The organism is Streptomyces rapamycinicus NRRL 5491, from assembly GCF_024298965.1.
In the GTDB taxonomy this organism is placed as follows: Bacteria; Actinomycetota; Actinomycetes; order Streptomycetales; family Streptomycetaceae; genus Streptomyces; species Streptomyces rapamycinicus.
The window spans coordinates 9,803,781-9,821,786 of sequence record NZ_CP085193.1 but is presented as its reverse complement, the minus strand read 5'-3'; the positions used below and the strand labels follow the sequence as shown (position 1 = coordinate 9,821,786).

Here is an 18,006-nt window from a genome sequence, read left to right as displayed (position 1 = left end):
CCGCCTCCCATACGCGGGCCAAGCCGACCATCATCACGAACAACGCGGGCTGGACCACGTCCACCCGCTCCAACCCGACCCCGGAGACCAGCGCGTCCCGCAGCGGGAAGTCCACCAACTGCTCGCACTCGGCCACGAACTCGGCGAACACCGGCGAGCCCGCCAGCAACTCGCGGCCCATCCCCAGCCACTGCGACCCCTGACCCGGGAACACGAAAGCCACATCGGTGCCCGACACTGAGGGCAGGCCCGGCTCGACCCGCACCAGAGCCTCGTCCAGCTCCGCACGGTCAACGCCCAGAACCACCGCCCGGTACTCCAGCCCGGCCCGGCCACCCGCCAGCGCACCCGCCACATCCGCGATGTCAGCTCCGGCCGGGACGTCCGACGCCAGCCGGGCCGCCAGCGCCCGCAGGCCCGCACCCGAGCGGGCCGACAGCACCCACGGCACCACACCGCCCGTCACCACGGGGGCCGCGTCTGAGACTTGCTCCGGGAGCGGATCCGGGGCCTGCTCGAGAATCACGTGCGCGTTGGTCCCGCTGAGCCCGAACGCGGACACCCCAGCCCGTCGCGGACGCCCGTCGGACTCCCACGGACGCGCCTCGGTCAGCAGCCGTACGTCGCCGGCTGTCCAGTCCACATGGTGCGACGGCTGACCAGCGTGCAGCGTTACCGGGAGCACCCCGTGCCGCATCGCCTCGACCATCTTGATCACACCGGCGACACCCGCCGCCGCCTGGGTGTGGCCGATGTTGGACTTCACCGACCCCAGCCACAACGGCCGGTCCTCGGGCCGCTCCTGCCCATAGGTCGCCAGCAACGCCTGCGCCTCGATCGGATCCCCGAGGGTGGTCCCGGTCCCGTGCGCTTCCGCCGCGTCCACTTCCGCGGCGGACAGCCCCGCGCCGGCCAGCGCGGCCCGGATCACTCTCTGCTGCGAGGGACCGTTGGGGGCCGACAGGCCGTTGGACGCCCCGTCCTGGTTCACCGCACTGCCCCGCAACACCGCCAACACCGGATGCCCGAGCCGCCGCGCCTCCGACAGCCGCTCCAGCACCAGCACCCCGACGCCTTCGCCCCAGCCGGTGCCGTCCGCCTCGTCCGAGAACGGCTTGCACCGGCCATCGGCCGCCAGCCCGCCCTGCACCGCGAACTCCGCGAACGCCGCCGGGGTGGCCATCACCGCCGCGCCGCCCGCCAGGGCAAGTGAGCATTCGCCGTTGCGCAGCGCCTGCGCGGCCAGGTGCATCGCCACCAGCGACGACGAACACGCCGTATCGATCGTGACCGCCGGACCCTCCAGGCCCAGCGCGTAGGACACCCGGCCCGACGCCACGCTCGTCGAGTAGCCCGTCAGCCGGAAACCGCTGCCGTCGCCATCGGGCAGTTGCGAGCCGTAGCCCTGGTAGTACAGACCGGCGAAGACCCCGGTGTCGGAGCCGCGCAGCCCGGTCGGGTCCAGGCCCGCCCGTTCCAGCGCCTCCCAGGACACCTCCAGCAGCAACCGCTGCTGCGGATCCATCGCCACCGCCTCACGCGGCGACACCCCGAAGAACTCCGCGTCGAAATCAGCCGCACCGGACAGGAAACCGCCCACCCGCGCGTATCCGGTCGGCTCCGTCTCCCAGCCGCGGTCGGCCGGGAAGTCGCCCATCGCGTCCACACCATCGGCGACCAGCCGCCACAAGTCCTCCGGCGAAGACACCCCACCCGGAAAACGGCACGCCATCGACACGATCGCGACCGGCTCACCGGCCGCCACCGCAGCCGGGGCGACCTCCGCGACGGCCGGAGCCGCACCGGTCACCCGCGCCACCAGATACTCAGCCAGAACCCGAGGCGTCGGATAGTCGAAAACCAACGTGGCAGGCAACGTCAACCCGGACGCCGCCGCCAACCGGTTACGCAACTCCACCGCCGTCAGCGAATCAAAACCCAGATCCCGGAACGCCCGGTCAGCCGGAACACCATCACCATGACCGAGCACCACCGCCGCATGCTCACGCACCACATCCAGCACCACCCGCACATGCTCCGCCAACGGCAACGCCGCCAGACGACGAGCCAGCACCCCACCACCAGCCCCGGCAACCGCCGCCCGCCGCGGCGCACGCCCCAGACCGAGCAACACCGACGGCACCTGCGAACCCGCCGCGATCGCGTCGCGGACCCCGCCCACGTCCAGGCCCGCCGCCACCACCGGCCGGCCGGTGTCCAGCGCACGGTCCAGCAGGCCCAGCGCCTGCTCGGTACCCAGCACCACACCACCGCCACGCGCCAGCCGAGCCCGGCCGGTGCTCGTGACCCCGGCGGTCATGACACTTGTCGGCTCCCACAGACCCCAGGCGATCGAGACCGCGGGCAGCCCGAGGGCCTTCCTGTGCTCGGCGAGGGCGTCCAGGTAGGTGTTGGCGGCCGCGTAGTTGCCCTGCCCCGGGTTGCCGAGCAGTCCCGCCAGGGACGAGAACAGCACGAACATCCGCAGGTCCACATGCTCGGTCGCCTGGTGCAGATGCCAGGCGGCGTCCGCCTTGGGCGCCAGCACCCGGCCCAGCGACTCGCCGGTCAGCGACGTCACCGACATGTCCTCGAGCACCCCGGCCGCATGCACCACCCCGGCCAGCTCCGGGATGTCCGCCACCAGCGCGTCCGCCGCGGCACGCTGCGACAGGTCGGCCGCCACGATCCGCACCCGGGCTCCGGCCGCCTCCAGCTCGGCGGCGAGTTCGTCGGCACCGGGGGCGTCCGGCCCCGACCGGCTGGCCAGCACCAGATCCCGTACCCCATGCCGCTCCACCAGATGCCGGGCGACCAGACCACCCAGCGTCCCCGTCCCACCGGTGATCAGCACCGCACCGTCGTCCACACCGGACAGGCGCAGCACGATCTTGCCCACATGCCGGGCCTGGCTCATGAACCGCAGCGCCGCGCCCGCCCGCGCCACCGGCCACACCGTGACCGGCAGCGGCACGATCCGCTCCAGGACCTGCTGCCACTTCTCCGCGAGCCACTCGGGAGCGAAGTCCCCCAAGTCGAACGGGACCTGCCGCGGGTCGCGGATGTCGGTCTTGCCCAGTTCCACGAACCGGCCGCCGTCAGCCAACATCCCCAAGGACGCGTCCAGCAGCTCCCCGGTCAGCGAGTTCAGCACCACGTCGACCTGGCCGAACTCGTCGGCGAAGTCCGCCGTACGCGATGAGGCGATGCGCGTCACGCCCAGCGCCGCCACCGCGGCCTGCTTGGCCGGACTCGCCGTCGCGAACACCTCCGCCCCAGCCGCCAGCGCCAAGTGCACCGCCGCCATACCCACACCGCCGGACGCCGCGTGGATCAGCACCCGGTCCCCCGGCCGCACCCGGCCCAGATCGAACAGTGCGTGATGAGCGGTCAGATACGCGGTCGGCGCCGCCGCCGCCTCGGCGTCGCTCCACCCGTCCGGGATCGGCACCAGCGGCCGAGCGTCAACCACCGCCAGCGGGCCGAACGCCTGGAACATCCCCATCACCCGGGTGCCGACCGGAAGGTTGGTCACCTCCGGGCCGGTCTCGATCACGACACCGGCGCCGTCGGTGCCGGGCGGCCGGGCGTCGTTCGGCAGCGAGCCCAGCGCCAACAACAGGTCGCGGAAGTTCACCCCCGCCGCGCGGACCGCGATCCGGACCTCATGCGCTCCCAGCGGCCGCTCCGCGTCCGGCGCCGGGACGGCCCGTACCCCGTCCAGGTCACCGCCCGCGGCCCACTCCAGCCGCCACGCCTCCGGGCCGGACGGCGGTTCCAGACCGGCGGGCACGGGGCGCAGCCGGGGTACCAGCACCGCTCCGGCCCGCAGAGCCAGCTCTTTCTCACCGGTGGCCAGTGCCGGGGCGACGACCGCGTCGGACTCGGAGCGGCCGTCGTCGTCGAGCAGCACCAGGCCCACATCCGGGTGCTCGGACCGCGCCGAGCGGACCAGCCCCCAGATCCCCGACGACTCCAGCCCGGCGACCGTGTCGCCCTCAGCCGCCGCGACCGCCGCACGGGTACGGACCACCAGCCGCGATCCCGCCGGGTGACCGGCCTCAAGCCACGCCTGCACGAGGGCCAGCGCCGCTGGCAGGTCCGCGGGCTCGGCCATGGCGAATACCAGCTCGCCCGTCGCGTCGGGCAGGTCGAGCTCGGGGCCGACCTGGGCCCAGGCCCGCTCCGGCGCCGGTCCGAGGCTGAGCGGCGCCCATTCCAGCGCCAGCAGGCCGGTGCCCGCGCCGGGAGTGGCGAGCCGGCCGGTGGCCGTGGGGCGGGACGTCATCGCACCGGCCGACACCACCGGCTTGCCGTCACCGTCTGCGGCGAGCAGGGAAAACGCATCGGGACCGGCCGGACTCAGCCGCACCCGCAGCGCCGATGCCCCGGTCGCGTGCAGCCGCACATCCCGCCACGCGAACGGCAGCAGGACTTCCTGGCCGCTTTCCTCGACCGCGGCGACAAGGAGGGCGTGCAGCGCGGCGTCCAGCAGCGCCGGATGGATCCCGAACCCGTCCTGGTCTTCCCCGGCGGCGGGAAGCTCCACCTCGGCGTACAACTCCTCGCCGAGCCGCCAGGCCGCCCGCAGACCACGGAACGTCGGACCGTACTCATATCCACGACCGGCCATGACGTCGTAAGCGTCGCTGACGGCAAGGGCCTGCGAACCGGCCGGGGGCCACTGCCCTTCGAGGCCTTCGACCATTCCGGCGGGGTCGGCCAGGGTCGCGGTCGCGTGCCGGGTCCACTGCTCCCCGGTACGCGAGAACACGGCCGCCTGGTCACCCTCCACCGAAACCTGCAGATCAACCGGGCTGCCGTTCAGGACCAGCGGCTGCTCAAAGGTGATCTCCCCGATCGCCGGCAGCCCGGCCCGGTCACCGGCGTGCAGCACCAACTCCGTCAGCGCCGCACCCGGCACGAGCACCGTCCCCGACACGGCGTGATCGGCCAGCCACGGGCTCGTCCCCACCGACACCCGGCCCGACAGCACCCAGCCCGCGTCCTCGGCCAGCCGCACCGCGCTGTCCAGCAGCGGATGACCCGCGCCGCCCCGGCCCGTCCCGCCACCGGACGCCCAATAGCGGCGGTGCTGGAACGGATACGTCGGCAACACCACCGGCTTCCCACCGGCTATCAGACGGGTCCAGTCCACCGCCGCGCCATGTGACCACGCCTCACCCAACGAGGCCAGCAGACGCCGCTGACCGCCGTCGTCGCGACGCAGCGAACCGACCGCCCAACGCCCCTCGATCCCGGGCACCAGCACCGGATGCGGGGACACCTCCACGAACCCGGCCACCGGCATCGACGCCACCGTCTGCGCGAACCGCACCTGCTCCCGCAGATTCCGCCACCAGTACGCGGCGTCCAGGCCCGCGGTGTCCACCACGGTGCCGGTCACCGCCGAATAGAACGGCACCCGACCCGGCCGCGGTGTCACCCGCACCGCCAGCAACTGCTCCCGAACCCGCTCCACCAGCGGGTGATGGCTCGCGTAATCCACATCCACACGTCGGGCCCGGATCCCGGCCGCCTCACACCGCGCCGCCAACGCGTCCAACGCTTCCGGCGCCCCGGAAACCACCACCTGCTCGGCCGCGTTGACCGCCGCGATCCCCAACCCGTCGGCCAACAGGCCCTCGGCCACCTCGGGAGCGGCCGAAACCGACAACATCCCGCCGGTGCCCGCCAACGCCACCAACGCCCGGCCCCGCGCGGTCACCAGGCTCAGTGCGTCCTCCAACGACAACGCCCCCGCGAAACAGGCCGCGGCGATCTCGCCCTGCGAGTGGCCCACCACGGCCGACGGGACCACTCCCGCCGCTTCCCAGGCTCGGGCCAGACCGACCATCATCACGAACAGAGCGGGCTGGACCACCTCCACCCGGTCCGCCCCCGCCCCGGACACCAGCGCGTCCCGCAGGGGGAAGTCCACCAGCTGCTCGCACTCGGCCACGAACTCGGCGAACACCGGCGAACAGGCCAGCAGTTCACGGCCCATACCGATCCACTGCGACCCCTGCCCCGGGAACACGAAAGCCACATCGGCGCCCGATACCGCCGGCCCGGCCGGCTCGACCCGCATCAGAGCCTCGTCCAGCTCCGCACGGTCAACGCCCAGAACCACCGCCCGGTGCTCCAGCCCCGCGCGGCCCCGCGCCAGCGCCCCCGCCACATCCGCGACGGGCGTCCCCGCCGGGACATCCGAGGCCAGCCGCCCAGCCAGCGCCTCCAGCGCGGGGGCCGACCGGGCCGACAACACCCACGGCACCACAGCGCCAGTCACCACCGGCCCCGCATCGGAGGGCGGCACCGGCACCGGGTCCGGGGCCTGCTCCAGGATCAGGTGCGCGTTGGTGCCGCTGATACCGAACGACGACACACCTGCCCGCCGCGGGCGTCCCTCCGACTCCCAAGGACACGCCTCGGTCAGCAGCCGCACCTCACCGGCCGTCCAGTCCACATGCGGCGACGGTTCATCGGCGTGCAGCGTCGGCGGCAGCGTCTCGTGCCGCATCGCCTCGACCATCTTGATCACGCCGGCCACACCGGCCGCGGCCTGGGTGTGGCCGATGTTCGACTTCACCGACCCCAGCCACAGCGGCCGGTCCTCCGGCCGGTCCTGCCCGTACGTCGCCAGCAACGCCTGGGCCTCGATCGGGTCACCCAGCGCCGTCCCGGTCCCGTGCGCTTCAGTCACGTCCACGTCGGAGGGAGAAAGCCGCGCGTCGGCCAGCGCCCGCCGGATCACCCGCTCCTGGGACGGGCCGTTCGGCGCCGACAGTCCGTTGGACGCCCCGTCCTGGTTCACCGCACTGCCGCGCAGCACCCCCAGCACCGGATGCCCGAGCCGCTGCGCCTCCGACAGCCGCTCCAGCAGCACCACGCCGACACCTTCGCCCCAGCCCGTACCGTCGGCTGCGGCCGAGAACGGCTTGCACCGGCCGTCGGACGCCATGCCGCCCTGCCGCGTGAACTCGGCGAAAATCCCTTGCGTCGCCAGTACGGTCACGCCACCGGCCAGCGCCAGCGAGCACTCCCCGTTGCGTAGCGCCTGAGCGGCCAGGTGCATCGCCACCAGCGACGACGAACAGGCGGTGTCGACCGTCACCGCCGGACCCTCGAGACCGAACGTGTACGCCACCCGGCCGGACGCCACGCTCGACGCGTTCCCCGTCATCCCGAACCCGCCCGCGCTCCCATCCGGCAGCCGCGAGCTGTAGTCCTGCATGGCCAATCCGGCGAAGACCCCGGTGTCCGTGCCCTTCATCGCGGCCGGATCCAGGCCGGCCCGCTCCAGGGCCTCCCAGGACACCTCCAGCAGCAGCCGCTGCTGCGGATCCATCGCCACCGCCTCGCGCGGCGAGATCCCGAAGAACTCGGCGTCGAAGTCCGCCATGCCGGACAGGAAGCCGCCTATCCGCGCGTACTCCGCCGAATCCGTCTCCCAGCCACGGTCCGCCGGGAACGCGCCCATCGCGTCCACGCCGTCCGCGACCAGCCGCCACAGATCCTCCGGCGACGCCACCCCGCCGGGGTAGCGGCACGCCATCGACACGATCGCGATCGGCTCACCGGCCGACCGTGCCGGAACCACCTCCGCCGAGGAGTCCGCCACCCCTGATACCCGCCGCAGCAGGTACTCGGCGAGGGCCTGCGCGGTCGGGTAGTCGAAGACCACCGTGGCCGGCAACGCCATCCCGGCCGCCGCCGCCAGCCGGTTGCGCAACTCCACCGCCGTGAGCGAGCCGAAGCCGAGGTCCCGGAACGCGCGGTCGGCCGGAATGCCGCCGGCGTCGCGGTGGCCGAGCACCAGGGCGGCCTGCTCGCGGACCAGATCCAGCAGGAAGCGGCGCTGCTCGGGGGCGGACCGGCTGCCGAGCTGACGGCCCAGTGCGCCGTTGCCCGCGGCGCGGCGCGGGGCGCGAACCAGGCCGCGCAGCAGCACCAACTCGGGCAGGCCCGCGTCCACGTCGGCGCGAACGGCGGCAAGGTCCAGGCCCGCCGCCGACAGCGCGTCTCCCGCGGTCAGCGCGGCATCGAACAGCCGCAGGGCGGTCTCGGTGGGCAGCGGCGCACCGCCGCGGGCGAGGCGGACCCGGTCGGTCTCGCTGAGCCCGGTGGTGATGGTGCTGCGCTGCTCCCACAGGTACCACGCGATGGACACCGCCGGGCGGCCGGCGGCCCGCCGGTGCGCGGCGAGCGCGTCCAGGTAGGAGTTGGCGGCGGCGTAGTTGGCCTGTCCGGGGCTGCCGAGCAGGCCCGCGAGGGAGGAGAAGAGTACGAACGTGGTCAGGTCGCGATCCAGCGTCGCCTCGTGCAGGTGCTGCGCGGAGACGGCCTTGGCCGCGACGACCCGGGCCAGGGACTCGGGCGTCAGCGTCGCGAACAGGGTGTCCGCGATGAGGCCGGCCGTGTGCACGATGCCGGTCAGGTCGGGGATGTCGGCGACGAGCGCGTCGACGGCGGTGCGGTCGGCCAGGTCTGCGGCGACGACCCGTACGCGTGCTCCGGCGGCCTCCAGGTCGGCGGCCAGCGCATCGGCGCCGGGGGCGTCCGGACCCGAGCGGCTGGCCAGAACAAGGCTGCGCACCCCGTGCCGGGCGACGAGGTGCCGGGCGACGAGGCCGCCGAGCGTGCCGGTGCCGCCGGTGATCAGCATGGTGCCTTCGGTACCGACGCCACCGGCCCGCGTGGCCTGCTCGTCGGGGGGCGCCGGGCGCAGGCGCGGCACTCGGATCTCGCCGCGCCGTACCGCGAGCTCCAGTTCGCCGGAGGCGATGGCGGCGTGCCGGACGACGCTGGAAGCGTCGTGGCCGTCTTCGTCGAGCAGGATGAGCCCGGCATCGGGGTACTCCGCCCGAGCCGACCGCACCAGGCCCCAGACCGGTGCCTGGGCCAGGCCGGGCACCGTGTCGTCCGTCCCGGCCGCCACGGCCTCCCGGGTCGTCACCACCAGCCGCGAGCCGGCCGGCCGGTCCGCCGCCACCCAGTCCTGCACGACGCCGAGCACCCAGGCCACCGGGTCCTCGCCCTCGCACAGCGCGACCACCGTGCCCGGTTCCCCGTCCGGCGCGGCGACGGTCTCGCCCGGCCGGATCGTGCTCCACGCCGGAGACTCGTCCGCCGACCCCGGTACGGGCTCCCAGCGCAGGCTGAGCAGCCGGCCGTGGCCGCGTACGAACTCATCGGCCGTTGTCCGGCGGGTGCTCATCACCCGGATCCGCAGGACCGGATCGCCGTGGCTGTCCACGGCCAGCAGCCCGGATCCGATCGAGCGGGCCCGAATCTGCCGGGCACCGACGGCGAACAGCCGTACGCCCTCCCAACGCTGGGGCACCTCGTCCGGGCCCAGGTTCAGCGCGGCCTGAAGCAATCCGGGGTGGATGCCGAACCCGTCCTGCTCCTCGTCGGTTTCCACCTGTACGAGGACGTCCCGACCGTCGGACCCGGACTGCGGACCTTCGGCGAGATCGTCGGCGAGATCGTCGGTCAAGGTTGCGGTGGCGTGCCGGATCCACAACTCCTCACCGACCGGCCGTGAGCTGACCGTGGCGCGATCGCCGCGCACGCTGATCTGCAGATCGACCGACTCGCGCTCCTGCAGCGCCAGGGGGCGCTCGAACGTGATCTGCTCGATCGCCGGCCGGCCGGCCCGCTCACCGGCGAACAGCACCAGTTCGGCCAGCGCCGCCGCCGGCAACACCGTGACGCCCAGCAGTTCGTGGTCGGCCAGCCACGACGCACTCGCGCCGGAAAGCCGACCGGTGAACAACCACTCGTCCGAGTCGGCCAGGGTGACCACCGCGGCCAGCAGCGGATGCGCCGCCGCCGTCAGGCCGGCGGCCCCCAGACCGGTCACCGCACCAGATCCGGCCGGCCAGTAGCGGCGGTGCTGGAACGGGTACGTCGGCAACGCCACCCGGCGACCGGCCGGAACCAGACGCGTCCAGTCCACGGCGGCCCCGTGGGTCCACGCCTCGGCCAGACCCGCCAGCAGACGACGCGCCCCCGCGTCATCACGCTCGGCCAGACCGGCCGCCCACACCCCACCCTCGTCACCGTCGTACACCGCAGCCGACAACACCGTGTCCGGACCCAGCTCAACGAACCCGCCGACACCACGCCCGTGCAGGAACCGGACCACATCGTGGAACCGGACCGTGCCAATCGCCTGCTCCACCCAATGCCCCGGGTCCCCCAGCACATCCACACCGGCGACAGCACCGGTGACCGCCGACACCAACGGGACCCGCGGCTCAGCGAACCGGATCCCCGCCACTACGCGCGCGAGCTCATCGGCAATCGGCCGCATCAACGGCGAATGGAACGCATGGCTGACCTCCAGCCAATGCACCTTCCGACCCGGCAGCCGCCCTATCGCATCCTCGACGGCCTCCCGGTCACCGGAGAGCACCACCGCCGACGAACTGTTCACCGCCGCCACCGCGACCCGGTCCTCCAAACCGGAGAGATCCACTTCCCGCACGCCAGCCTGCACCGCCGCCATCGCCCCACCCGACGGCAACGCCTGCATCAACCCACCCCGCGCCACCAACAACCGCACCGCATCCTCAAGCGACACCGCACCCGCCACATACGCCGCCGTCACCTCACCAACCGAATGACCAGCCACAAAATCAGGCTTCAAACCCACCGCCCGCGCCACCGCCGCCAAACCGGCCTCAAACGCGAACACCGCCACCTGCGTGAACGCCGTCTGATGCACCTCGACGCCGGAGAACATCACCTCCCGCAACGAACGGCCCAGCAAGGGATCCGCCACCGCACACACCTCATCCAGCACACCCGCGAACACCGGCGAACATCCCGCCAGCTCCTGGCCCATGCCGACCCACTGCGACCCCTGACCCGGGAACACCCACGCCACCGGACCCGGCGCCACTGCCCCGGACGGGTCCACCGCCGCCAGACCCTGCTCAAGCTCCTCACGGTCAGCGCCCAGTGCCACCGCCCGGAACTCCAGACCGGCCCGGCCCCGCGCCAGCGACCCCGCCACATCCGCGATGTCGGCCCCGGCCGGGACATCCGAGGACAGCCGACCTGCCATCGCCCGCAATCCCTCGTCCGACCGCGCCGACAACACCCACGGCACCACACCACCGGTCACCACTGACGGCGCCGACTGGTCCGGGGCTGACTGGTCCGGGGCCGACTCAGCGGGGGCTTCTTCGAGGATGACGTGCGCGTTGGTGCCGCTGATCCCGAACGACGACACCCCTGCCCGCCGGGGACGGTCCGTCGACTCCCACCGCCGCGCCTCGGTGAGCAGCCGTACATCGCCTGCCGACCAGTCCACATGCGGCGACGCCTCGCCCGCGTGCAGCGTCGCCGGCAGCGTCCCGTGCCGCATCGCCTCGACCATCTTGATCACACCGGCCACACCGGCCGCCGCCTGGGTGTGCCCGAAGTTGGACTTCACCGACCCCAGCCACAACGGCTGGTCCTCGGGCCGCTCCTGCCCGTACGTCGCCAGCAACGCCTGCGCCTCGATCGGGTCCCCGAGCGTGGTTCCGGTCCCGTGCCCCTCGACCACGTCCACATCGGAGGTCGACAGCCTCGCACTGGCCAACGCCGCCCGGATCACCCGCTCCTGGGACGGCCCGTTGGGAGCCGACAGGCCGTTACTCGCGCCGTCCTGGTTCACCGCACTGCCGCGCAGCACCGCCAAGACCGGATGCCCGAGCCGCTGCGCCTCCGACAGCCGCTCCAGCACCAGCATCCCGACGCCCTCGCCCCAGCCGGTGCCGTCCGCTCCGGCCGAGAACGGCTTGCACCGGCCATCGGACGCCAGCCCGCCCTGCCGCGCGAACTCCGTGAACGCCGCCGGGGTGGACATCACCGTCACGCCCCCGGCCAGCGCCAGCGAGCACTCGCCGTTCCGCAACGCCTGCGCGGCCAGGTGCATCGCCACCAGCGACGACGAACACGCCGTGTCGATCGTGATCGCCGGGCCCTCCAGGCCGAACGTGTAGGCCACCCGGCCGGACGCCACGCTCGACGTGTTGCCGGTCAGCCCGTACCCGCCCGCGTGAACGTCGGACAGCCGCGATTCGTAGTCCTGGTAGTACATGCCGACGAAGACCCCGGTGTCGGAACCGCGCAGGTTCGAGGGGTCCACGCCCACGCGTTCCAACGCTTCCCAGGACACCTCGAGCAGCTGCCGCTGCTGCGGGTCCATCGCCAGCGCCTCACGCGGCGAGATCCCGAAGAACTCGGCGTCGAAGTCCGGCGCGCCGGACAGGAAGCCGCCTTCGCGCGCGTACCCGGCGTACTCGGACTGCTCGGTCTCCCAGCCCCGGTCGGCCGGAAACGGTGACACGGCGTCGGTGCCGTCGGCCACCAGCCGCCACAGACCCTCCGGAGAGGCGACGCCGCCCGGATAACGGCAGGCCATGGCCACGAGCGCGATCGGCTCATGGGCCCGCTCCTCGACCGAACGCAACCGTTGCCGGGTGCGATGCAGGTCGGCGGCGACCAGCCGCAGATATTCCGCGAGTTCCTGTTCGGTCGCCATCTATTCCACCTCGCTGGAGCCGGCCTCGTCGCCGAATTCCTCGGCGACGAGCTGGATCACCTGATCGATGCTCGCGGACATGATGTGGTCCGCCATGCTTGTCTCGTCCGGCTTGTCGTGATCGTCAAGCCGCCACAGCAGCGCCTTCAGCCGGTTGCGCACCTCGTCACGCAGCGCCGCGTCGTCCGCCCCCAGCCCGGCGAGCGCCGCCTCGACCTCGTCAAGACCACCGAGTACGGGCACCGGGGCCGGAGCGGCCTTCACCGCGGCCGGGGCCGCGCCGGTCACCTGGGCCACCAGATACTCGGCCAGCACCCGCGGCGTCGGATAGTCGAAGACCAACGTGGCCGGGAGCGTCAGCCCGGACGCCGCCGCCAGCCGGTTACGCAACTCCACCGCCGTCAGCGAATCAAAACCCAGATCCCGGAACGCCCGATCAGCCGGAACCCCCGCGCCCTCGCCATCACCATGACCGAGAACCACAGCAGCGTGCTCACGCACCAACTCCAGCAGAACAAGGGACCGCTCAGCCTCACCCAGACCACCGAGCCGACGGGCCAACGCACTGGTAGAGCCTGCGGCGGCCGCGATGGCGCGACGTGGCGCACGGCCCAGGCCGAGCAGCACCGTCGATACCGGCGTCCCGGCGGCGATCACACCCCGGACCGCAGTCACGTCCAAGCCCGCCGCCACCACCGGCCGACCGATACTCAACGCCCGGTCCAGCAGGCCCAGCGCCTGCTCGGTACCCAGCAGCACACCGCCGCCACGCGCCAACCGCGCCCGGTCCGTCTCGGTCAGCGTGCCGGTCATGCCACTCGACTGGTCCCACAGGCCCCAGGCGATCGACACGGCGGGCAAGCCAAGCTCGGTCCGGTGCGCGGCGAGGGCGTCCAGATAGGTGTTGGCCGCCGCATAGTTACCCTGCCCCGGGTTCCCGAGCAGCCCGGCCAGGGACGAGAACAACACGAACATCCGCAGATCCCGGCCGACGGTCGCCTCATGCAAATGCCAGGCGGCCTCCGCCTTGGCCGACACCACCCGGTCCAGCGACTCCCCGGTCAACGACGTCACGGGGCCGTCCTGCAGCACCCCGGCCGCGTGCACCACCCCGGCCAGACCCGGAATACCGGCAACCAGCGCGTCCACCGCGGCCCGATCAGACAGATCCGCCGCCACGACCCGCACCCGCGCCCCGAGCGCCTCCAACCCGGCCGCGAGCTCATCGGCCCCGGGGGCCTCCGGCCCCGACCGACTGGCCAGCACCAACTCCCGCACACCATGCCGGTCCACCAGATGCCGGGCCACCAAACCGCCCAACGTCCCGGTGCCACCGGTGATCAACACCGCACCATCACCCACACCGGGCAGGCGCAGCACGATCTTGCCCACATGCCGGGCCTGACTCATGAACCGCAACGCCGCACCCGCCTGAACCGCCGGGAACACCGTCACCGGCAACGGCACGGCCGTCTCCAGAACCCGCTGCCACATCGCGGCAATCCGCTCCGGATCCAAGTCCCCCAGATCGAACGGCACCTGGCGCGGATCACGGATATCGATCTTGCCCAGCTCCACGAACCGGCCACCCTCGGCCAACATCCCCAGCGAGGCGTCCAGGAACTCCCCGGTCAACGAGTTCAACACCACATCAACCTGACCGAACTCATCGGCGAAGTCCGTCGTACGCGAAGAAGCGATACGGGTCACGCCCAGCTCGGCCACCGCCGCCTGCTTGGCCTCACTCGCCGTCGCGAACACCTCCGCCCCAGCCGCCAAAGCCAGATGCACCGCCGCCATACCCACACCACCGGCCGCAGCATGAATCAGCACCCGATCCCCCGACCGCACCCCACCCAGATCGAACAACGCGTGATACGCGGTCAGATACGCGATCGGCGCTGCCGCCGCCTCGGCATCGCTCCACGCGTCCGGGACCGGCACCATCAGCCGTGCATCGACCACCGCCAGCGGGCCGAACCACGGGAACAACCCCATCACCCGCGTGCCGGGCACCAGACCGTCCACCCCAGGGCCGACCTCGACCACGACCCCGGCACCCTCGCCACCCGGTTGCCGGGCATCGGCGGGGAGCATGTCCAGGCCCTTCAGCACATCGCGGAAGTTCACCCCGGTGGCGCGGACCGCGACCCGCACCTCGTACGCCCCCAGCGGCCGCTCGGCGTCCGGCACCGGCACCGCCCGCACCCCGTCCAGGTCACCGCCAGCAGCCCACTCCAACCGCCACGCCCCCGGACCGGTCGGCAACTCCAACCCACCCGAGATCGCACGCAGGCGGGGCACCAGCACCACCCCCGCCCGCAACGCGATCTCTTTCTCCCCGGTGGCCAGGGCGGCGCCGAGGAATTCGGCGGACTCGGGGCCGCCGTCATCGTCGAGCAGCACCAGACCCGCATCCGGATGCTCGGACTGCGCCGAACGCACCAGCCCCCACACACCCGACGACTCCAGCCCAGCGACCATGTCACCCTCGGCCGCAGCAACCGCCTCACGGGTACGGACCGCCAGCCGCGACCCCGCCGGGTAACCCGCGCCCAACCACGCCTGCACCAGCGCCAGCGCCCCGGGCAGATCCACCGGCTCCGCCCACACAAGCACCGGCTCGTCCGCCGCCTCAGGCAGATCCAGCTCCGGGCCCACCCGCACCCAGGCCTGCTCCGAAGCCGATCCCAGGCTCAACGGCGCCCATTCCAGCGACAGCAGCCCCGCGCCCGTGCCGGGCCCGGCAAGCTGGCTGGCGTCGGCCGGGCGGGAAATCATCGCCGCCGCCGACACCACCGGTTGACCCTCACCATCAACGGCCAACAGAGAGACAGCGTCCGGACCGGCCGGGCTCAACCGCACCCGCAGCGCCGACGCCCCGGTCGCATGCAACCGCACATCCCGCCACGCGAACGGCAACCGCACCCCGTGATCGTACTCCGCGGCCACGATCACCACGTGCAGAGCGGCATCCAGGAGAGCCGGGTGGATCGCGAACCCGTCCTGGGTATCTTCGGCGGGCAGCTCGACCTCGGCGTACAGATCCTCGCCGAGCCGCCAAGCCGCCTGCAGACCCCGGAACGCCGGCCCGTACTCATACCCGCGACCGACCATGACCTCGTAGACATCGCCGACCGGGAGGGCCTGTGCCCCGGCCGGGGGCCACTGCCCGTCCAGACCTTGCACCGTCCCGGCCGGGTCGGCCAGGGTCGCGGTCGCATGCCGGGTCCACTGCTCCCCAGTACGGGAGAACACGGCCGCCTGACCGCCCTCGACCGACACCTGCACATCAACCGGGCCGCTGCCTTCGAGCACCAACGGCTGCTCAAAGGTGATCTCCCCCACCGCCGACAGCCCAGCCCGATCCCCGGCGTGCAACACCAACTCCGCCAGCGCCGCACCAGGAACCAGCACCGCCCCCGACACCGCATGGTCAGCCAGCCACGGACTCGTCCCCGCCGACACCCGCCCCGACAACACCCAGCCCGCATCCTCAGCCAGCCGCACCGCACTGTCCAACAACGGATGCCCGACACCACCCCGACCCGCCCCAACACCCGACGCCCAAAAACGACGATGCTGGAACGGATACGTCGGCAACACCACCCGACGACCGACCGGAACCAAACGCGTCCAGTCCACCCCCGCGCCATGAGTCCACGCCTCAGCCAGACCCGCCAACAGACGACGCGCCCCCGCATCATCACGCTCGGCCAGACCGGCCGCCCACACCTGTCCCCCACCGTCATGGACCACAGACGACAGGACCCGATCCGGGCCAACCTCCAAGAACCCGGCCGCGCCACGCTCATGCAGATAACGGACCACGTCATGGAACCGGACCGTGCCTACCGCCTGCTCCACCCAATGCCCCGGGTCCCCCAGCACATCCACACCGGCGACGGCACCGGTGACCGCCGAGACCAGCGGGACCCGCGGCTCAGCGAACCGGATCCCCGCCACTACGCGCGCGAGCTCATCGGCAATCGGCCGCATCAACGGCGAATGGAACGCATGGCTGACCTCCAGCCAATGCACCTTCCGACCCGGCAGCCGCCCTATCGCATCCTCAACCGCTCCCCGGTCACCGGAGAGCACCACCGCCGACGAACTGTTCACCGCCGCCACCGCGACCCGGTCCCCCAGACCGGAGAGATCCACCTCATGCTCGCCAGCCTGGATCGCAGCCATCGCCCCACCCGACGGCAACGCCTGCATCAACCCACCCCGCACCACCAACAACCGCACCGCATCCTCAAGCGACACCGCACCCGCCACATACGCCGCCGTCACCTCACCAACCGAATGACCAGCCACAAAATCAGGCTCCAGACCCACAGCCCGCGCCACCGCCGCCAAACCAGCCTCAAACGCAAACACCGCAACCTGCGTGAACGCCGTCTGATGCACCTCGACCCCCGAGAACATCACCTCCCGCAGCGAACGACCCAACAACGGATCCGCCACCACACACACCTCATCCAACACACCCGCGAACACCGGCGAACACTCCGCCAACTCACGCCCCATACCAGCCCACTGCGACCCCTGACCCGGGAACACCCACGCCACCGGACCGCCGGTCGCCGGTCCAGCCGCCTCCACGACCGCCAGACCCCGCTCAAGCTCCTCACGGTCAGCGCCCAGCGCCACCGCCCGGAACTCCAGACCAGCCCGGCCCCGCGCCAGCGACCCCGCCACATCCGCGATGTCGGCCCCGGCCGGGACATCCGAGGACAGCCGCCCGGCCAACGCCGCCAGCCCCGGAGCCGAGCGGGCCGACAGCACCCACGGCACCACACCACCGGTCACCACCGGCTCCGCCGACGGAGCCACAACCGGCTCAGCGGGAGCTTCTTCAAGGATCACATGTGCGTTCGTGCCGCTGATCCCGAACGCGGATACGCCCGCGCGCCGGGGGTGGTCCGCCGGCTCCCATTCCTGCGCCTCGGTCAGCAGCCGTACATCGCCGATCGACCAGTCCACATGCGGCGACGCCTCACTCGCGTGCAGCGTCGCCGGGAGCACCCCGCGCCGCATTGCCTCGACCATCTTGATCACACCGGCGACACCGGCCGCCGCCTGAGTGTGGCCGATGTTGGACTTCACCGACCCGAGCCACAACGGCCGCTTCTCGGATCGCTCCTCCCCGTAGGCGGCCAGCAGTACCTGCGCCTCGATCGGGTCCCCGAGCGTCGTCCCTGTCCCGTGCGCCTCGACCGCGTCCACATCAGCCGGGGTCAGCCGGGCATCGGCCAGCGCCCGGCGAATCACCCGTTCCTGCGACGGACCGTTCGGCGCCGACAGACCGTTGGACGCACCGTCCTGGTTCACCGCACTGCCCCGCAGCACCGCCAAGACCGGATGCCCGAGCCGCCGCGCCTCCGACAAACGCTCCAGCACCACCACACCGACACCCTCACCCCAGCCGGTGCCGTCCGCCTCGGCCGAAAACGGCT

The 18,006-nt window shown here is 72.4% G+C and carries 2 protein-coding genes (both running past the window's edge); both read right to left on the bottom strand.

What is annotated here, in order from left to right; genetic code table 11:
- A protein-coding gene (locus LIV37_RS41095; RefSeq protein WP_020872959.1) for a type I polyketide synthase crosses the window boundary here: on the bottom strand, nt 1-12,544 show its 5' portion. The gene continues 8,324 nt to the left of window position 1, outside the view; only the first 12,544 of its 20,868 coding nucleotides appear in the window; its start codon is at nt 12,542-12,544; its stop codon lies off the left edge, out of view.
- Nucleotides 12,545-18,006, bottom strand: partial view of a type I polyketide synthase gene (locus LIV37_RS41090; protein ID WP_121823905.1) — the final stretch only. 25,009 nt of this gene lie beyond the right edge of the window; 5,462 of the gene's 30,471 nt are visible here — the last part of the coding sequence; its start codon lies beyond the right edge, outside the window; it ends in the stop codon at nt 12,545-12,547.